The following is a 15,672-nucleotide window of genomic DNA, read 5'->3' on the forward strand; positions in this document are numbered from 1 at the left end:
ATCGCATGATCTCCGGGCACTCAACCTTTGCCTGAATTTCCTCGCAGAATCGAGGGCAAACGCAAGGGACCACCTGGACAAATCCGGTGTGCAATATCCATCTGTGTTCTGATTTGCGGAAGAAAATGGTGGGCGACCCTGGAATCGAACCAGGCGTGCGTCTCCGCGAGGGAGTTACAGTCCCCTGCCACACCTTGCGGCCTGTCGCCCACTGTCAGGCGTTGCACCTGACGTGGAGGCGTGATTACTAGCGCTCAAAAGGAGCGTCAACAGGAAAATTCCGCTTTGGCGCAGGAAACATTGTTCCCGGCCCGGAGGCCAGTAAAATGAAGAAACCGAAGTGGGTGATCGAGAAAGAGCAGGCGCGCAAAGCGGCGGCTTCCGAAACCGTTTGGTTGTTCGGATTGCACGCCGTGCGTGATGCGTTGATGAACCCCAAACGGCAGAAACTGCGCCTGATCGTGACCCGCAACGCACAGGACAAGCTGGCGGATGCGATCGCGGAATCGGGCATGCAGGCTGAGCTCGTCGATCCGCGAAAATTCAACGCGCCAATCGACTCGGGCTCGGTGCACCAAGGCGCGGCGCTTGAAGTCAAGCCGCTGGAATGGGGCGGTCTGGCCGAGAATTGCATCGGGCGCGAAAACCCTCGGGTGCTGCTGTTGGACCGCGTGACCGATCCGCACAATGTGGGCGCGATTCTGCGCTCGGCCGAGGTTCTTGGCGCCAGCGCGGTCATCGGCACGCGCCACCACTCGGCGCCGGAAACCGGTGCGCTGGCCAAGACCGCCAGCGGTGCGTTGGAACGCCAGCCCTATCTGCGGGTGCGTAACCTGGCTGATGCGATCGTCGAGTTGCAGAATATGGGGTTCCTGGTTCTGGGCTTGGATGGTGAGGCCGAACAGACCATCGAGGCCGCTTTGGAGGGCAAGCGCGATCGGCCGGTTGCGCTGGTTCTGGGCGCCGAGGGGCCGGGGTTGCGGCAAAAGACCAAGGAAACGGTGGATATGCTTGTCAAAATTGACGCAGCGGGCGGTTTCGGATCGCTGAACGTCTCAAATGCCGCGGCGATTGCCCTATATGCTTCTCAGCCGCATTGAGAGGAGAGACCCATTCCCGCCCCATCCAAGATTGCTACGTGCTGCTACTGCGGAACCCGCGCGGCGCTGGTCCTCAAGGGGCGCCAGCGGCACGAACTCTGCTGTTCCAGTTGCGGTGCCCCGTTGCATAACCTGAAGATGATCCCTGTAAAAAAGGCTTCGGATCCACAGCCGCGACACAGCATTCCAATGCAAAAGCCCAAAAAGAAGAGCTACAAGAAAAGGAAAAAAGGCCTTTTCTCGCGCGTTCTGGACGAAGCTTGGGATGTGATCGAGGACGTGTTCGACTGAGCCCTTTCCGACACGACCCTTCACAACTGCGTCAAATGGGTTTCGCGGCGCGTCAAAAGTTGCATCTTATAGCGTCTGTAAAACACAACCCGTGAAATCTGATGCTATCCCGACGATCCGTACTTGCCGGTCTTACCTTTTCAATCGCTTGTCCGCTGACATTGCGGGCGCAGACCGCCCCGGTATTCTACTCCGCAAAAGGTGCGGCCATTACCGGTTATGACGCGGTCAGCTATTTTCGAGATGGCGGCCCGGTTCAAGGGCGACCCGACATTGCGGTGATGTGGAAGGGCGCTACCTGGCGGTTTGCCTCGCAGGAGAACCGAGAGGCGTTCGAACTTAATCCGCGTGCCTACGCGCCGAGGTTCGGCGGATATTGCGCCTATGCCATGGCCTATGGCGAGCTCACCAGCACGGACCCGATGGCGTGGAAAATCGTAGGCGGCAGGCTGTATCTGACGCATTCCCTCGAGATCGAAAGGATGTGGCTGACGGACACGACCGGCTTCATCCAGAAAGCCGAGAAAAACTGGCCGGCGATCCTGTACGGTTGACAGGCAGATTTCCGCTTATCCGCTCGTGTCACCACAAAAATGCGCGCGACCTCTTTTTTTTCCGAAACTCATGCCTAAATGTCACAGTGACCGCGGAACGGAACTGCCGCGGGTCATTTCACTGTCCCTCGTTCCAACAACTGGCGCCCAAGGTATCCTTGGGCGCTTTTTTCTTTTCCAAGTCACGGCTAGGCTGCAGCCATGACTGAGTATTCCGATGACTTCCTCAGATCCGTCCTGAAACGCACCAAGGTGGTTGCGGTCGTTGGCGTGTCGATGAACCCGGTGCGGCCCAGCTACTATGTTGCGCGCTATCTGTCGCTCAAGGGGTACAGGGTGATTCCGGTCAATCCCGGCCATGCCGGAGCCGAACTTTTTGGTGAAACCGTTCGGGCTTCGTTGTCCGAAATCAGTGAACCCGTTGACATGGTAGATATTTTTCGCAGGTCCGAAGCCGTTCCTCCGATCGTGGATGAAGCGCTGGCTGCATTTTCCGACCTGCGCACGATCTGGATGCAGATCGGTGTTGAAAACGCCGAGGCCGCGGCGGTGGCGCAGGCGCGCGGTGTCGATGTCGTCATGAATCGCTGCCCCAAGATCGAATATCAGCGCCTGTTCGGCGAGCTGCGCATGGGCGGGTTCGCCACCGGCATCATCTCATCAAAACTCTGACCGCTCAGTTCACCGCAACGGCGTTGATTTCCGCAAGCTGCTCTTGCCGCCGTTTCTCCAGCACGATGTCGCGCGGGACCCAGTCATAGCGTGTGTCCTCGCGCAATGGACTCCAAAACAGGACCCCTCCATAACGCCATGGGTCCAGAACGACACCGTCGTACATCGAATCACCGCGTCGGCTGATTATTGCCGTGCTGTGATCGATTCGGAACGGGTTGTCGGCGTTGGCGATCGCGCGGTGCAGGGTCAGCGTGCGAAAGTTCTCCTGCTTCAAGCGCCGTTCGATGTCTTCGGCCCAGTGCCAGCACAGCCCGCGCGGGCGCAGCCCTTTGTTGACCTTGGCGTTATGGATCAGAGGGGGGTCTGTGATCTGGTATTCCTGCGCCAGCTGCGCGGTATAGGCATAGGTGACGCGGGCCGCGCGCTGGGCCTCTTCCGGGTCGACCTCGGGCCCCAGCGCCTGGATCTGGGCTGCAAGCCGCGCGACGTCGTCGCTGCGAGCGGGCGGCGCGGATGAGCATGCGCCAAGCCCCAGAATGGCCAGCGTCGTCAGTGCCCAGATCATGGGTTTGAACATGCCTGTGTCCCTCGTCGCCCCTGCGCCCGGCAGGCGCTTCGGTCAATCAGTATAGGGCGCGGACGCTATTGGTGAAAGCCGGGTCTCAGCCCCGGTCGCGTGCGGCCTTTTCGGCGATGCCGCTGGTGCCCTGCCGCCTGGCAAGCTCGGCCAGAACGTCTTCCAGCGCCACGTCGCGCGCGGCCAGCATGACCAGCAGGTGATACAGCACATCGGCGACCTCGGATGTCAGCCGGTCGCGGTCACCCTTCACGGCTTCGATGATCGCCTCCACGGCCTCTTCGCCAAACTTCTCGGCGCATTTCTCGGGGCCTTTGGACAGCAGCTTGGCGGTCCAGCTTGATTCGGGGTCCGCGTCCTTGCGGGATGCGATCGTGGCGGCCAGCTCGTTCAGTATGCTCATGTCAGCCTCATGGGGATACCCGCGGATGCCATGTGCTCTTTGGCCTCGCGGATCGTGTATTCGCCGAAGTGAAAGATCGAGGCCGCAAGCACCGCGCTGGCTCCGCCTTCGGTCACGCCTTCGACCAAATGATCCAGATTGCCCACGCCGCCCGAGGCGATCACCGGCACGTCGACCGCGTCCGAGATCGCGCGGGTGAGCGGAATGTTGAACCCCGCCTTTGTGCCGTCGCGGTCCATCGAGGTCAGCAGAATCTCACCCGCGCCCGTGGCGACGACGGTCTTGGCGAATTCGACGGCGTCGATGCCGGTGGGTTTGCGTCCGCCGTGGGTGAAGATCTCCCATTTGCCGGGGCTGACGGTTTTGGCGTCGATGGCGCAGACGATGCACTGGCTGCCGAACTGGTCGGCAGCCTCGGCGATCACGTCGGGGTTCGCCACGGCGGCCGAGTTGAAGCTGACCTTGTCGGCCCCGGCCAGCAGCAGCGCGCGCACGTCTTCCTTGGTGCGCACGCCGCCACCCACCGTCAACGGTACGAAGCACTGCTCGGCCGTGCGCTGAACCACGTCGAACATGGTGCCGCGGTTTTCGTGGGTGGCGTGGATGTCGAGAAAGCAGATCTCGTCAGCGCCGGCGGCGTCATAGGCCTTGGCCGATTCCACCGGATCGCCCGCGTCGCGCAGGCCCACGAAATTCACGCCCTTGACCACGCGGCCATCGGCGACATCCAGACAGGGAATGATGCGGGTTTTCAGCATGGTTTGTCCTTTGTTGCCGCACCTCTACCGGCAAAGCCCCGCCGATGCCAGAGTTGTGATTGTCCTGCGCCCGGAACCTCGTGAAACTGAAGCGGATTTCAGCAGGAGGTGAAAACCATGCGCAACTTGTTTCTTACAACCGCTTTCATTCTGTCCGGTGCGACTTGGGCGATGGCTGACGACATCATCAAGGTTCCCACCGACAAATCCGTGACCGAGGCCATCGACGCGCTGCAGGCCGCCGTCGAAAATGCGGGCGCGACCGTGTTTGCCCGCGTTGACCACGCGGCCGGTGCGCACAAGGTCGACATGACGATACCGCCCAATCAGGTGTTGATCTTTGGAAACCCGGCCCTGGGAACGCCAGCCATGCAGATCGACCCGCGTGCGGGATTGTTCCTTCCGCTCAAGGTGCAGGCCTATGAGGATGCCGACGGCCAGGTCTGGTTGGCCTACGAGGATCCCAAGGAAACCATGGACGAGCTTGATGCGGTGGAAAAATCCCCGGTGATCGACAAGATGCGCGGTGCGTTGAGCAAGCTTACGGATGCCGCAGCCAACTGATCGGCGTCATACCCGAGAGGCGCGCGCGATCCGTTTCATGCAATTGCGCACGATCAGAATGTGAAAGGGCATGATCACCGTCAAATAGATCCGTCCCAAACGATTGTGAGTCCGCACCCAGGTTGCCATGATTATGCGGTCTTTGTCGCGATGCACGGCGATGCGGAAATCCAGATGGCGGTCATCGATTCCCACGATGACCTCTGTCTCATCCCTATTGGTCACGGGAAAAACCGCGCTGGTGCCTGCGTCGGGCGAGCCATTGTCGGAGTTCAAGTGCTTGCCTCCCTTCAAGCCGAATGGGGCAACGATTGCGTTCCGGATTCCCATCAGGATCTTCACCCACCCCGGCATGGTCAGACCGATTTTCATTGCGTCAAACGGTGCAAGGTCGCTTTGGACCGAGTACCCATCAACGAAATCACCCGGAGTGTACAGCGACCACAATTCAGACTGCTCGGGCAGAACCTGTTTGCGGACCGCTTGCAATACCCTAACCCTTCAAAGCCGCCAGAGCTTCGCGCAGATCCAGCGCGCCGTCATAGAGCGCGCGGCCTGAAATCGCGCCGTTCAAATTTGCGCCGCAGTCGCGCAGGGCAATCAGGTCGTCCAGCGAGCTGACCCCGCCGCTGGCGATCACCGGGATCGAGACTGCCCGGGCCAAATCGGCCGTGGCCTCGACATTGGGGCCTTGCATCGCGCCGTCGCGGTTGATGTCGGTGTAGATGATCGCTGCCACGCCCGCGTCTTCGAAGCTGCGCGCCAGGTCGGTCACCATCACGTCGGTTTCCTCGGCCCAACCCTTGGTGGCTACGCGTCCGTTGCGTGCGTCGATGCCGACGGCGACCTGGCCGGGAAAGGCCTTGGCTGCCTGACGGACCAGATCGGGGTTTTCCACCGCAACCGTGCCCAGAATCACCCGGGCCAGCCCTTTGTCCAGCCAGGTCTCGATGGTGGCCATGTCGCGGATGCCGCCGCCCAGCTGGGCCGGCACGTCGCAAGATTTCAGGATCGCCTCGACCGGGGCGCCGTTCACGGGTTCCCCGGCGAAAGCGCCGTTCAGGTCCACCAGATGCAGCCATTCGCAGCCGGCTTCGACAAAGGCGCGAGCCTGGGCGGCGGGGTCTTCGTTGAAGACCGTGGCCTTGTCCATCTCGCCGCGCAGAAGGCGCACGGCCTGGCCGTCTTTCAGGTCGATAGCGGGATAGAGGATCATGTCGGGCGGCCTTTTCGTGACTGGTACTGGCGCGGGATATGGCACAGGCGGGGCAGGGGATGCAACGCGACGCAAAGTCAATCTTGCCCGAACCAGTGCTGGCGGTCAGACTGCCTGCAAATCAGGGAGGATACCATGAACAAACTTGCTCTGGCCGCTGCGGCGGCACTTGTCACTTTGGCCACCGGCGCACGGGCGGATGACCCGGTCGACGGGCTTTGGAAAACCCAGCCGGGCGATACCGGCGGATATCTGCACGTCTCGATCGGGCCCTGTGGCAGTGCCGTTTGCGGCACCATCGACAGCGCCTTTGACAAGGACGGAAACCAGCAACTGGATTACGAGAATCTTGGCAAGAAGATCATCTGGGACATGGTCGCGGATGGCGGCGGCAGCTATAGCGGCGGCAAGATCTGGGCGCCGGACCGGGACAAGACCTACAATTCCAAGATGTCGCTTGACGGTCAGAACAAGCTGACGGTCAAGGGTTGCGTCGCGGGCGGCCTGATCTGCCGCGGCCAGGCCTGGACCCGCGTGCAGTAACCGGTCAGGGGGCCCAGGTCAGGAAGTTTCCGATCATCCGCAGGCCCACATCCTGGCTTTTTTCAGGGTGAAACTGCATTCCGATCATCGTGTCGCGGCCGATCACGGCCGTGACCGGCCCGCCATAGTCCACATGGGCCAGACGTTGCGCCGGGTCAGCAACGCGGAAATGGTAGGAGTGGACGAAATAGACGTGGTCGCCTGAGGCGACGCCGTTGAACACCGGGTGCTCGCTCTCGATCACCAGATCGTTCCACCCCATATGCGGAACCTTCAGCGCCCGGTCTTCGGGCTCGATCCGCACCACATCTCCGGTCACCCAATTCAGGCCCGGCGTGTCGGTATATTCACGGCCCGTGGTCGCCATCAGCTGCATGCCGACGCAGATGCCCAAAAACGGGCGGCCCTTCTGCTCGACCGCTTCGACCATCGCGTCGTGAATGCCCCTGTGCCCGCGCAGCTCGGCCGCGCAGGCGGGAAAGGCGCCGTCGCCGGGCAGCACCAGCCGGTCGGCGCGCGCGACCACATCGGCATCCGAGGTCACGACGACCTCACCCGCGTCCAGCTCGCGCGCCATGCGTTGAAACGCCTTTTCCGCCGAGTGCAGGTTGCCGCTTTCGTAGTCGATGATCGCGGTCAGCATCTATAGCGCGCCCTTGGTGGACGGAATCGCATCCCCCTTGCGCGGGTCGGTCTCGACCGCATGACGCAGGGCGCGGGCGACGGCCTTGAACGCCGCTTCGGCGATGTGGTGGCTGTTGAAACCGTGCAACTGGTCGATATGCAGAGTGATGCCGCCATGGGTGGCCAGCGCCTGAAAGAACTCGCGCACCAACTCGGTGTCGAAACTGCCGATCTTGGGTGTCGGCAGGTTCACGTTCCACACCAGAAACGGTCGGCCCGACAGGTCCAGTGCGCAGCGCACCTGCGCATCGTCCATCGGCAGGTGGCACTCGCCGTACCGCCGGATGCCTTTCTTGTCCCCCAGGGCCTGCGTCAGCGCCTGACCCAGTGCGATGCCGGTGTCCTCGACCGTGTGGTGGTCGTCGATGTGATAGTCGCCTTTGGCCCGGATCGTCATGTCGATCAGCGAATGGCGCGCCAACTGGTCCAGCATGTGATCGAAGAACCCCACACCGGTCTGGTTGTCATAGGTGCCGGTGCCGTCGAGGTTGACCTCGACCGTAATCGCGGTCTCGGCGGTTTTGCGGCTGATCGAAGCTGTGCGCATTGGCGAAATCCTCTTGCTACAGGGGCGCTTATAGACGGGGACGGGCGGCCTTATCCAGCCCGATCATTGCAATCGCAGCAAACTGTTGCAGGGGATTGCGCCCGGGCGCGGGGCGTGCCAGCCTGCGCCAAACGGAAGCAACAAGGCCACGAAATGTCCACCTGCGTTTTCATCCAGATCCGCTGCAAGCCCGGCACCACCTACAAGGTGGCCGAAGAGATCGCTCTGCGCGAAATCCACTCGGAACTCTACTCCACCAGTGGTGAATATGACCTGCTGCTCAAGCTTTACATCCCCGAAACCGAGGATGTTGGCCATTTCATAAATGAACACCTTCTGGTCATTCCGAACATCGAACGGTCGTTGACAACAATGACCTTCAGGGCGTTCTAAGGCTCAGCCAAGTTCGAACGTCGTCACGCCGAACACGCGGTTCAGGTCGATATCCGGCTCGTGGTCGGAATACATGCGCGCGGTTTCAAAGACTTTTTCCAGGCCCAAAGCGTCAGCCAGTGCAAAGGCCGCTGCGTTGGGCTGTGGCATGTCGACATAGACCTCAGAACTGTGGTGATCAGCGGGAACTTCGGCCAGGACCGCAGCCAGAAGCGCCTGCGCGATGTCCGGATCGTCGGCGAACAGCGGCCCCACCTTGTAGCCATTCAGGCAGGAGCGCAGAGTTGCATACCCGGCGATGCGACCTTTCTGGATACAAACACGCGAGATGTGGCCCGGTGCGCTCAGCCACTCCGTCAGAAAGGCATCCCGATGCGCGGGGAACAGGGCACGGTCATAGATGCGAAGGTCTTCGGACAGGCCACCGAGGGGCGCAACCTCGATACTGGTCTTGGGTAGGCTGGAGAGGATGCCTGACACTGTGCCGGAGAACCGATAATTGTTGTAGGCGAAGACAAAGCCCGACTTGCGGTAGTTGTCCTGTTGTTCGACCACCCCGTCCAAACCCATGTTTCGCCCCGTACAATGCGCCAGGGCGTGCTGGGCGATTTCCAGACCATGACCGGATCCGCGAAACTCGGGCCGCACGATATAGAAACCCAGAAACGAAAACGCGTCGTCGTAGTTCACGGCTGAAACCGAGGCGATCATCTCGCCATCCAGAAACCCGCCCAGAAATCCGTCGGGGTCGGTCGAGCGGAAACAGATTGCGTCCTCATGACCCGGGTTCCAGCCCTCGCGCCCGGCCCAATCCACTGCGTGGCGCAGTTCTTCGGCGGTCAGCGTGCGAATTTGGTAGTCTGACATCGGGGCATCCATCTGACTGCTGCATGTCAGAACAGAATGGCGCAGGACCGACCGATCCGCCAGTGCTTGTTGTGGGAAGGTGGATATCTGGAGCGGGCGATGAGATTCGAACTCACGACCCTAACCTTGGCAAGGTTATGCTCTACCCCTGAGCTACGCCCGCAATCAGATATCTTGTGCGACCTTTCGGTCCTCGTTGGAGCGGGCGATGAGATTCGAACTCACGACCCTAACCTTGGCAAGGTTATGCTCTACCCCTGAGCTACGCCCGCGCCGTCGAGTGAGGCGTGAACTATAAATTCTGGCGGAAAGCTGCAAGAGGAAAAACGCACTTGGCCGGAAAAAAATTTGCGACGGAACAGGTGTGCTGAGCCGTTGAAACCTACAGCCACGGATATTGACAACGGTGGAGACGGAGGGATGAACAAGGTTGAGAACATAAAACTGACTGCGTTGGTCGGAGCCATGCTTCTGAGCCTCTTTGCAGGTCAGTTGAGAAACGAGCAAGCCTATGAAGTTAATGATATTTTCAAACTGCCGCCCGAGGTCAATTCTCTCGAACTGAGTGGATAACAGCGGTTTCGTTCGAAGGCCAAATTTTGCCGTATTCGATAACTAGTATATGCATAATGCGAAATTTCTGCTCAAACTTGTGCTGGTTGGCGCAAGTATTTGGATACCTAAGAGGGGATTGGCATGCACTGGTTTATTTCTATGTCACGGGTTGTGGCGACATCTTTGTTGCTGACCGGGGCAGTTAGCTTCGTTGCGGTGTTGGCTACGCCAGATATCGCCATAGCCAAGAACGGGAATGGCAATGGAGGCGGAAATGGTAACGGTGGTGGAAACGGAAATAGTAACGGTGGCGGCAACGGAAATGGCAAAAGCGCCGAAAAATCCAGTGCCAGCCTCGGAGGATCTGCGCGCAGCACGAAGGGTGGGTCCGGCCAGGGCAAGGGTTTTCTCGCCGGTCTCGGTCTCGCTAAACCAAAGGCACAACGAAAGAACACCAAAACTACATCACGGACCAAAGGGCAGAACGGTTTTGCAGCCAAACTCGACGAATTCTTCACTGGAAAAAAGAAAGTCGAGAAGCCGATCCGTAAAGCGCGGGTAGCGGCGGCAGTTGTCGAGGAGCCGTATGTCAAACCAATCAAGCACGGCAAAATCGCGTCCGAGCTCAAGGGCTTGAATGCCGCGCACGCCAGCCAGACTGCCCTGATGAATGCGGCCCCGAACAGCATGCCGGGCAAGCTTTACAGCTATCAGCAGAGTATACTTGGTTTCTCTGGCGCGACAGAGGAGCTTGAAATGCGCGAACAGGAATTGTCCGAACTGGAAGGTCTGACCGAAGCGGAGATCGAGGACCAATTTGCGCCAACTGAAGAAGAAGCAGCCGAGGGCATCACCGCACAGGACAAATACGAGGATGCCGTGGCCGAAGCGGAGCAGGCTGTGACCGAAGCCGAAGAAGCCTTGGCAGGGGCGGACGATCCGCAGGAAGCACTGGATACCCTGACCGGTGGCCGTGACTTGTCCGATCCGGCTCTTCATGAACTGCACGATTTGTTGGGCTTGCCAGCGCCGATCGAGGAAGAGGTTTCGATTGACAGCACGCCGGAACAGTTGCCGCAACAGCCTGTCGCGGAGTCCAGCGACGGTTGAACTAGCCCGCTCGGATGAAAAAAGGCGCGCCTGATGGCGCGCCTTTCTGTGTTTTAACGGTTTTATTCCAACTCGACCAAAAGATCCTTGGCGTCGATCTGGCCGCCGGGCTGGACATGCACCGCCTTCACGGTTGCGTCGCGTTCGGCATGGATGCCGGTTTCCATTTTCATGGCTTCGATCGTCAGCAGAAGGTCGCCTTCTTTGACCTCCTGCCCGGCGGTGACGGCGACAGTCGAAACCACGCCCGGCATTGGCGCGCCGACATGGTTGGCGTTTCCGACCTCGGCCTTAGGGCGCTGGGCGGTCGAAGCTTGCACAAGGCGGTTGGGCACCCGGATGACGCGCGGTTGGCCATTGAGTTCAAAGAACACTTTGACCTCGCCATTCTCGTCCGTCTCCCCAATAGCCTGGCAGCGGATTTCCAGCGTTTTGCCCGGGTCGATCTCGGCCGAGATCTCCTCTCCCGGCTCCATTCCGTAAAAGAAGGTGCGGGTGGGCAGGGTTCGTACCGGGCCATAGATGCGGTGACGGCCCATGTAGTCCAGGAACACCTTGGGATACATCAGGTATCCGTTCAGGTCCTCGTCATCGACCTCCATGCCTTCCAGCTGTTTCGAGAGCTCCGCGCGGGTGGCCTCCAAATCAACCGGAGGCACGTCTTTGCCCGGCCGTTCGGTGTTCGGCTTTTCGCCTTTCAGCACCTTGGTCACGATCGTCTCGGGGAAACCGCCCGGAGGCTGGCCCAGATTGCCGCGCATCATGTCGATGACTGAATCGGGGAAGGCCACGTCGGTCGAGGGATCCTCGACCTGCTGGCGGGTCAGGCCCTGGCTGACCATCATCAGCGCCATATCGCCCACCACTTTCGAGGACGGCGTCACCTTGACGATGTCACCGAACATCTGGTTCACGTCCGCATACATCTGCGCTACCTCGTGCCAGCGTTCCTCCAGCCCCATCGAGCGCGCCTGCGCCTTGAGGTTGGTGAACTGGCCGCCCGGCATCTCGTGTAGATAGACCTCGGAGGCGGGGGCCTGCAGACCGGATTCGAAGGCCGCGTACTGGCCGCGCACCGCCTCGAAATAGTCGCTGATTTCGCGGATCGCCTTCACGTCCAACCCGGTGTCGCGGTCGGTGTGGCGCAGGGCCTCGACCACGGTGCCCAGCGTCGCCTGGCTGGTATTGCCCGAGAAGCTGTCCATCGCGCAATCCACCACGTCCACGCCCGCCTCGCTGGCGGACAGGATGGTGGCGCTGGCGATGCCGGCGGTGTCGTGGGTGTGGAAATGGATCGGCAGGCCGACCTCTTCCTTCAGGGCGCGGATCAGCACCCGCGCGGCGGCGGGTTTCAGCAGGCCTGCCATGTCTTTCAGGCCCAGAACATGGGCACCGGCGTCGCGCAACTCCTTGGCCATGCCGACATAGTATTTCAGGTCATACTTGGCGCGATTCGGATCAAGGATATCGCCGGTATAGCAGACGGTGCCTTCGCAGATCTTGCCGTTCTCGATCACCGCGTCCATCGCCACGCGCATGTTCTCGACCCAGTTCAGCGAGTCGAAGACGCGGAACACGTCGATATTCTTGGCGGCCTGGCGCACGAATTCCTGCACCACGTTGTCGGGATAATTGGTATAGCCCACCCCATTGGCGCCGCGCAGCAGCATCTGGGTCATCAGGTTGGGCATGGCCTCGCGCAGGTCGCGCAGGCGCTGCCACGGGCATTCCTGCAAAAAGCGATAAGCCACGTCGAACGTTGCCCCACCCCAGCATTCGACAGAGAACAGCTGCGGCAGGTTAGCGGCATAGCTGGGTGCCACGCGGATCATGTCGATCGAGCGCATGCGGGTGGCCAGCAGCGACTGGTGCCCGTCGCGCATGGTGGTGTCGGTAATCAGCAACTGGCGCTGGGCCTTCATCCAGTCGGCCACGGCCTGCGGGCCCTTCTGCTCCAGCAGGTTGCGCGTGCCCATCAGCGGTTCGGCTTTGGGTGCGGGGGGCTTGGGTTCTTTCAGGTCGGCACGTGGGCGCGGGCGATCCTTGGTCTCGGGGTGCCCGTTGACCGTGATGTCGGCGATATAGGTCAGAACCTTGGTGCCCCGGTCGCGGCGCTTCTTGAACTGGAACAGCTCGGGCGTCTCGTCGATGAACTTGGTGGTGTATTCGTTCGACAGGAAGGTCGGGTGCTTCAGCAGGTTTTCGACAAAGGCGATGTTGGTGGAAACACCGCGCACGCGGAACTCTCGTAGGGCGCGGTCCATCCGGGCAATCGCCTTTTCCGGCGTCGGCGCCCAGGCGGTGACCTTGGTCAGCAACGAGTCGTAATACCGCGTGATCACCCCGCCGGCATAGGCCGTGCCGCCATCCAGCCGGATGCCCATGCCCGTGGCCGAACGATAGGCCGTGATGCGCCCATAGTCGGGGATGAAGTTGTTGAGCGGGTCTTCGGTGGTCACGCGCGTCTGCAGCGCGTGGCCGTTCAGGCGGATTTCGTCCTGGCTGGCCTTGCCGGTGGCCTCGGCCAGGGTCTTGCCCTCGGCGATCAGGATCTGCGCCTGCACGATGTCGATGCCGGTGACCTCTTCGGTCACGGTGTGTTCGACCTGGACGCGGGGGTTCACCTCGATGAAATAGAACTTGCCGGTCTCCATATCCATCAGGAATTCGACCGTGCCGGCGCATTCATAGTTCACATGCGCACAGATGCGGCGGCCCAGGTCGCAGATCTCGGCGCGTTGCTCTTCGGTCAGATAGGGGGCAGGGGCGCGTTCCACGACCTTCTGGTTTCGGCGCTGAACCGAGCAGTCGCGTTCATACAGGTGATAGATCTGCCCGTGTTTGTCGCCCAGGATCTGCACCTCGACATGGCGGGCGCGGGTGATCATCTTTTCCAGATAGCCCTCACCATTGCCGAATGCGGCCTCGGCCTCGCGGCGGCCTTCCAGAACCTTTTCTTCCGACTCGTCTTCGGAATAGATCGGGCGCATCCCCCGGCCGCCGCCGCCCCAGGACGCTTTGAGCATCAGCGGATAGCCGATCTCGGCCGCTTCCTTGCGGATCGCGTCCATGTCATCGCCCAGCACTTCGGTCGCCGGGATCACCGGCACACCGGCGGCAATCGCCACCTTGCGTGCGCTGGCCTTGTCGCCCAGGGCGCGCATGGTTTCGGCCTTGGGGCCGATGAAGGTGATACCGTTCTGCACGCAGGCATCCACGAAATCGGGGTTTTCCGACAGCAGGCCATAGCCCGGGTGGATAGCGTCAGCGCCGCTTTCCTTGGCGACGCGGATGATCTCGTCGATCGACAGATAGGCCGCGACCGGGCCCAGACCCTCGCCGATTCGATACGCCTCGTCCGCCTTGAACCGGTGCAGGCCCAGCTTGTCCTCCTCGGCATAGACGGCAACGGTGCGTTTGCCCATCTCGTTCGCGGCGCGCATCACGCGAATGGCAATCTCACCCCTGTTGGCGATCAGGATTTTCTTGAAGTCAGTCATGGCAAGTCCCGGTCTTTTGCATTTGGCCGTGTTAATAGACCGAGATTACGCGCAGATATATCTGTAGTTCTGGGTAGAACCGGCATGTTATCGCTCGCAAACGCCGCCTATTGCGGCGTTTTATGGCACATGCTGCATCGCGGCATCAATGTTTGCGTTAACATCCGGCAGATCTTTTAGCGTTGCGGCACCCAATTGTCCCATATTTGCAAGCATGTCCTGTCGCAGAATATCAATGACATGGGTCGGTCCGCGCGCGCCCAATGCTGCAACGCCATAGAGGAACGCCCGCCCCAGCATGACCAGATCGGCGCCCAAGGCGCGCGCCCGCAGAATGTCCAGCCCGCCCGAAACACCGCTGTCGAAGATCAGCGGCAGGTCGGTCGCGGCGCGGATGGCGGGCAGCATGTCGATGCTGGCCGGCGCGCCATCGAACTGGCGGCCGCCGTGATTCGAGACCCAAAGCGCGTCGATCCCAGCCTGTTTCAGCCGCTCGGCATCCTCGGGGCGCAGCACGCCCTTTATGATGAACGGCCCCTGCCAGTGGTCGCGCAGCCACTTGACGTAATCCATGCCCGGAGAGGTCCTGAGCAGGTACCCGATATGCGCCGTGGGCGGCAGATTGGCGGTGCCGTCGATATATTTGTCCAGCGTGCGCATCCGGGGCTTGCCGTGACGCGCCATGCCCCAGGCCCAGGCCGGACGGGCGGCGATCTGCGCCAGCAGGCGCGGCGTCAGGCGCGGCGGATGGGTCAGGCCCGAGCGGGTTTGCCGTTCCCGGCGCGAGGCCACGGGCACATCGACGGTCAGCACCAGCGTGCCGAACCCGGCGGACCGGGCGCGGGACAGCAGGTCGGCGCGAATCTCCGGGTCCTTGGGCGGGTACAGCTGGAACCAGGCGTCGGGTCCGATATGCGGGGCCATGTCCTCGGGGCTTTGACTGGCGACAGTGGACAGAACATACGGAATGCCCGCCTGCGCCGCGGCGCGCGCCATCAGCGCTTCGGCCCCCGGCCAGACCAGTCCGCACATCCCGATCGGGGCCATGCCGAAGGGCAGCGGATGGTCGCGCCCCAGAAAGCGGGTGCTGGTGTCGAATTCCAGCGGGCCTTTCAGGATGGCGGGCAGAAACCCGATGCGGTCCAGCGCCGCCCGGTTGCGTTTCAGCGCGGTCTCGGCCCCGGTGCCGCTGTCGACATAGTCCCAGACAAAGTGCGGCAGCCGACGGCGTGCGCGGCGCTTCAGATCCTCGATGCCTGGATAGGTGCTGTGCAGGTCCATGCTGATTGATCCGACCTGAGGCCCGATTCGGCAAGGGTTTCAATCGGATGCAGC

General features: G+C 61.3%; 18 protein-coding genes and 3 tRNA genes. 8 read left to right on the forward strand and 13 right to left on the reverse strand.

All coding sequences use genetic code 11. The features are described 5' to 3' along the window. Window positions 1-126: 126 nt before the first annotated feature. A tRNA-Tyr gene (locus ACR0CU_RS02210) sits at window positions 127-210 on the reverse strand. A 116-nt stretch (window positions 211-326) separates the two neighbouring features. Between ACR0CU_RS02210 and rlmB the strand changes: the two genes are divergently transcribed. The 3 genes from rlmB to ACR0CU_RS02225 all read left to right on the forward strand — a co-directional run bounded on the left by rlmB (window position 327) and on the right by ACR0CU_RS02225 (window position 2,617). Beyond that, window positions 327-1,100, forward strand: a complete 774-nt coding sequence (gene rlmB, locus ACR0CU_RS02215) for a 23S rRNA (guanosine(2251)-2'-O)-methyltransferase RlmB (RefSeq protein ID WP_170365706.1) — start codon at window positions 327-329, stop codon at window positions 1,098-1,100. A gap of 392 nt (window positions 1,101-1,492) precedes the next feature. Beyond that, window positions 1,493-1,945, forward strand: coding sequence for a YHS domain-containing (seleno)protein (locus ACR0CU_RS02220; protein ID WP_170357262.1), 453 nt, complete (start codon window positions 1,493-1,495; stop codon window positions 1,943-1,945). A 201-nt stretch (window positions 1,946-2,146) separates the two neighbouring features. Beyond that, the gene (locus ACR0CU_RS02225; RefSeq protein ID WP_170436722.1) at window positions 2,147-2,617 is read left to right on the forward strand and encodes a CoA-binding protein; all 471 of its coding nucleotides are present in this window, start codon (window positions 2,147-2,149) and stop codon (window positions 2,615-2,617) included. A 4-nt stretch (window positions 2,618-2,621) separates the two neighbouring features. Here the strand turns inward: ACR0CU_RS02225 and ACR0CU_RS02230 are convergent, their stop codons facing one another. The 3 genes from ACR0CU_RS02230 to hisF all read right to left on the reverse strand — a co-directional run bounded on the left by ACR0CU_RS02230 (window position 2,622) and on the right by hisF (window position 4,358). Then, window positions 2,622-3,197 (reverse strand): hypothetical protein, encoded by a 576-nt coding sequence (locus ACR0CU_RS02230; protein WP_244952321.1) that lies wholly within the window; start codon window positions 3,195-3,197, stop codon window positions 2,622-2,624. Between the two features lie 85 nt (window positions 3,198-3,282). Next, window positions 3,283-3,600 (reverse strand): phosphoribosyl-ATP diphosphatase, encoded by a 318-nt coding sequence (locus tag ACR0CU_RS02235; protein WP_170444880.1) that lies wholly within the window; start codon window positions 3,598-3,600, stop codon window positions 3,283-3,285. Continuing rightward, on the reverse strand, window positions 3,597-4,358 hold the full coding sequence (gene hisF / locus ACR0CU_RS02240; RefSeq protein ID WP_170444883.1) for an imidazole glycerol phosphate synthase subunit HisF: 762 nt from the start codon (window positions 4,356-4,358) through the stop codon (window positions 3,597-3,599). The genes ACR0CU_RS02235 and hisF overlap by 4 nt, the downstream gene beginning before the upstream one ends. 117 nt (window positions 4,359-4,475) lie before the next feature. On the opposite strand from hisF, the gene ACR0CU_RS02245 reads away from it, so the two are divergent. Beyond that, complete coding sequence (locus tag ACR0CU_RS02245; protein ID WP_390895973.1) at window positions 4,476-4,922, forward strand: DUF302 domain-containing protein; 447 nt, start codon at window positions 4,476-4,478, stop codon at window positions 4,920-4,922. 6 nt (window positions 4,923-4,928) lie between these two features. Here the strand turns inward: ACR0CU_RS02245 and ACR0CU_RS02250 are convergent, their stop codons facing one another. Both ACR0CU_RS02250 and hisA read right to left on the reverse strand, forming a co-directional pair. Then, entirely contained in the window at window positions 4,929-5,411 is a 483-nt protein-coding gene (locus ACR0CU_RS02250; RefSeq protein ID WP_170444886.1) for a DUF2867 domain-containing protein, read from the reverse strand. Between the two features lie 4 nt (window positions 5,412-5,415). Continuing rightward, a complete protein-coding gene (hisA, locus tag ACR0CU_RS02255) occupies window positions 5,416-6,138 on the reverse strand; it encodes a 1-(5-phosphoribosyl)-5-[(5-phosphoribosylamino)methylideneamino]imidazole-4-carboxamide isomerase (RefSeq protein ID WP_170444889.1) in 723 nt (240 codons plus the stop codon). 135 nt (window positions 6,139-6,273) lie between these two features. On the opposite strand from hisA, the gene ACR0CU_RS02260 reads away from it, so the two are divergent. After that, window positions 6,274-6,681 carry a DUF2147 domain-containing protein gene (locus ACR0CU_RS02260; protein WP_005977442.1) on the forward strand — a complete coding sequence of 136 codons (408 nt, stop codon included), beginning with the start codon at window positions 6,274-6,276 and terminating at the stop codon, window positions 6,679-6,681. A gap of 4 nt (window positions 6,682-6,685) precedes the next feature. On the opposite strand, the gene hisH is transcribed toward ACR0CU_RS02260, so the two are convergent. Further along, on the reverse strand, window positions 6,686-7,324 hold the full coding sequence (gene hisH, locus ACR0CU_RS02265; protein WP_170444891.1) for an imidazole glycerol phosphate synthase subunit HisH: 639 nt from the start codon (window positions 7,322-7,324) through the stop codon (window positions 6,686-6,688). Further along, the gene (hisB, locus tag ACR0CU_RS02270; RefSeq protein ID WP_480642374.1) at window positions 7,325-7,912 is read right to left on the reverse strand and encodes an imidazoleglycerol-phosphate dehydratase HisB; all 588 of its coding nucleotides are present in this window, start codon (window positions 7,910-7,912) and stop codon (window positions 7,325-7,327) included. A gap of 153 nt (window positions 7,913-8,065) precedes the next feature. Here hisB and ACR0CU_RS02275 point away from each other — a divergent pair, with 153 nt between their 5' ends. Beyond that, window positions 8,066-8,305 carry an Lrp/AsnC family transcriptional regulator gene (locus tag ACR0CU_RS02275; protein ID WP_170357271.1) on the forward strand — a complete coding sequence of 80 codons (240 nt, stop codon included), beginning with the start codon at window positions 8,066-8,068 and terminating at the stop codon, window positions 8,303-8,305. 3 nt (window positions 8,306-8,308) lie between these two features. Here the strand turns inward: ACR0CU_RS02275 and ACR0CU_RS02280 are convergent, their stop codons facing one another. The 3 genes from ACR0CU_RS02280 to ACR0CU_RS02290 all read right to left on the reverse strand — a co-directional run bounded on the left by ACR0CU_RS02280 (window position 8,309) and on the right by ACR0CU_RS02290 (window position 9,444). Further along, window positions 8,309-9,172, reverse strand: a complete 864-nt coding sequence (locus ACR0CU_RS02280) for a GNAT family N-acetyltransferase (protein WP_170357272.1) — start codon at window positions 9,170-9,172, stop codon at window positions 8,309-8,311. An 88-nt stretch (window positions 9,173-9,260) separates the two neighbouring features. Continuing rightward, window positions 9,261-9,335 (reverse strand) — tRNA-Gly (locus ACR0CU_RS02285). Window positions 9,336-9,369: 34 nt separating this feature from the next. Then, window positions 9,370-9,444, reverse strand: a tRNA-Gly gene (locus tag ACR0CU_RS02290). Between the two features lie 148 nt (window positions 9,445-9,592). On the opposite strand from ACR0CU_RS02290, the gene ACR0CU_RS02295 reads away from it, so the two are divergent. Together ACR0CU_RS02295 and ACR0CU_RS02300 are read left to right on the forward strand one after the other, a co-directional pair. After that, window positions 9,593-9,745 (forward strand): hypothetical protein, encoded by a 153-nt coding sequence (locus ACR0CU_RS02295; RefSeq protein ID WP_170340270.1) that lies wholly within the window; start codon window positions 9,593-9,595, stop codon window positions 9,743-9,745. A gap of 123 nt (window positions 9,746-9,868) precedes the next feature. Beyond that, entirely contained in the window at window positions 9,869-10,837 is a 969-nt protein-coding gene (locus ACR0CU_RS02300; RefSeq protein WP_170436056.1) for a hypothetical protein, read from the forward strand. A 62-nt stretch (window positions 10,838-10,899) separates the two neighbouring features. Here the strand turns inward: ACR0CU_RS02300 and ACR0CU_RS02305 are convergent, their stop codons facing one another. Next, window positions 10,900-14,337, reverse strand: coding sequence for a pyruvate carboxylase (locus ACR0CU_RS02305; protein ID WP_170444897.1), 3,438 nt, complete (start codon window positions 14,335-14,337; stop codon window positions 10,900-10,902). A 120-nt stretch (window positions 14,338-14,457) separates the two neighbouring features. Beyond that, a complete protein-coding gene (locus tag ACR0CU_RS02310; RefSeq protein WP_170369415.1) occupies window positions 14,458-15,618 on the reverse strand; it encodes an alpha-hydroxy acid oxidase in 1,161 nt (386 codons plus the stop codon). Window positions 15,619-15,672: the final 54 nt, after the last annotated feature.

The organism is Ruegeria sp. BC2 (genome assembly GCF_056539245.1).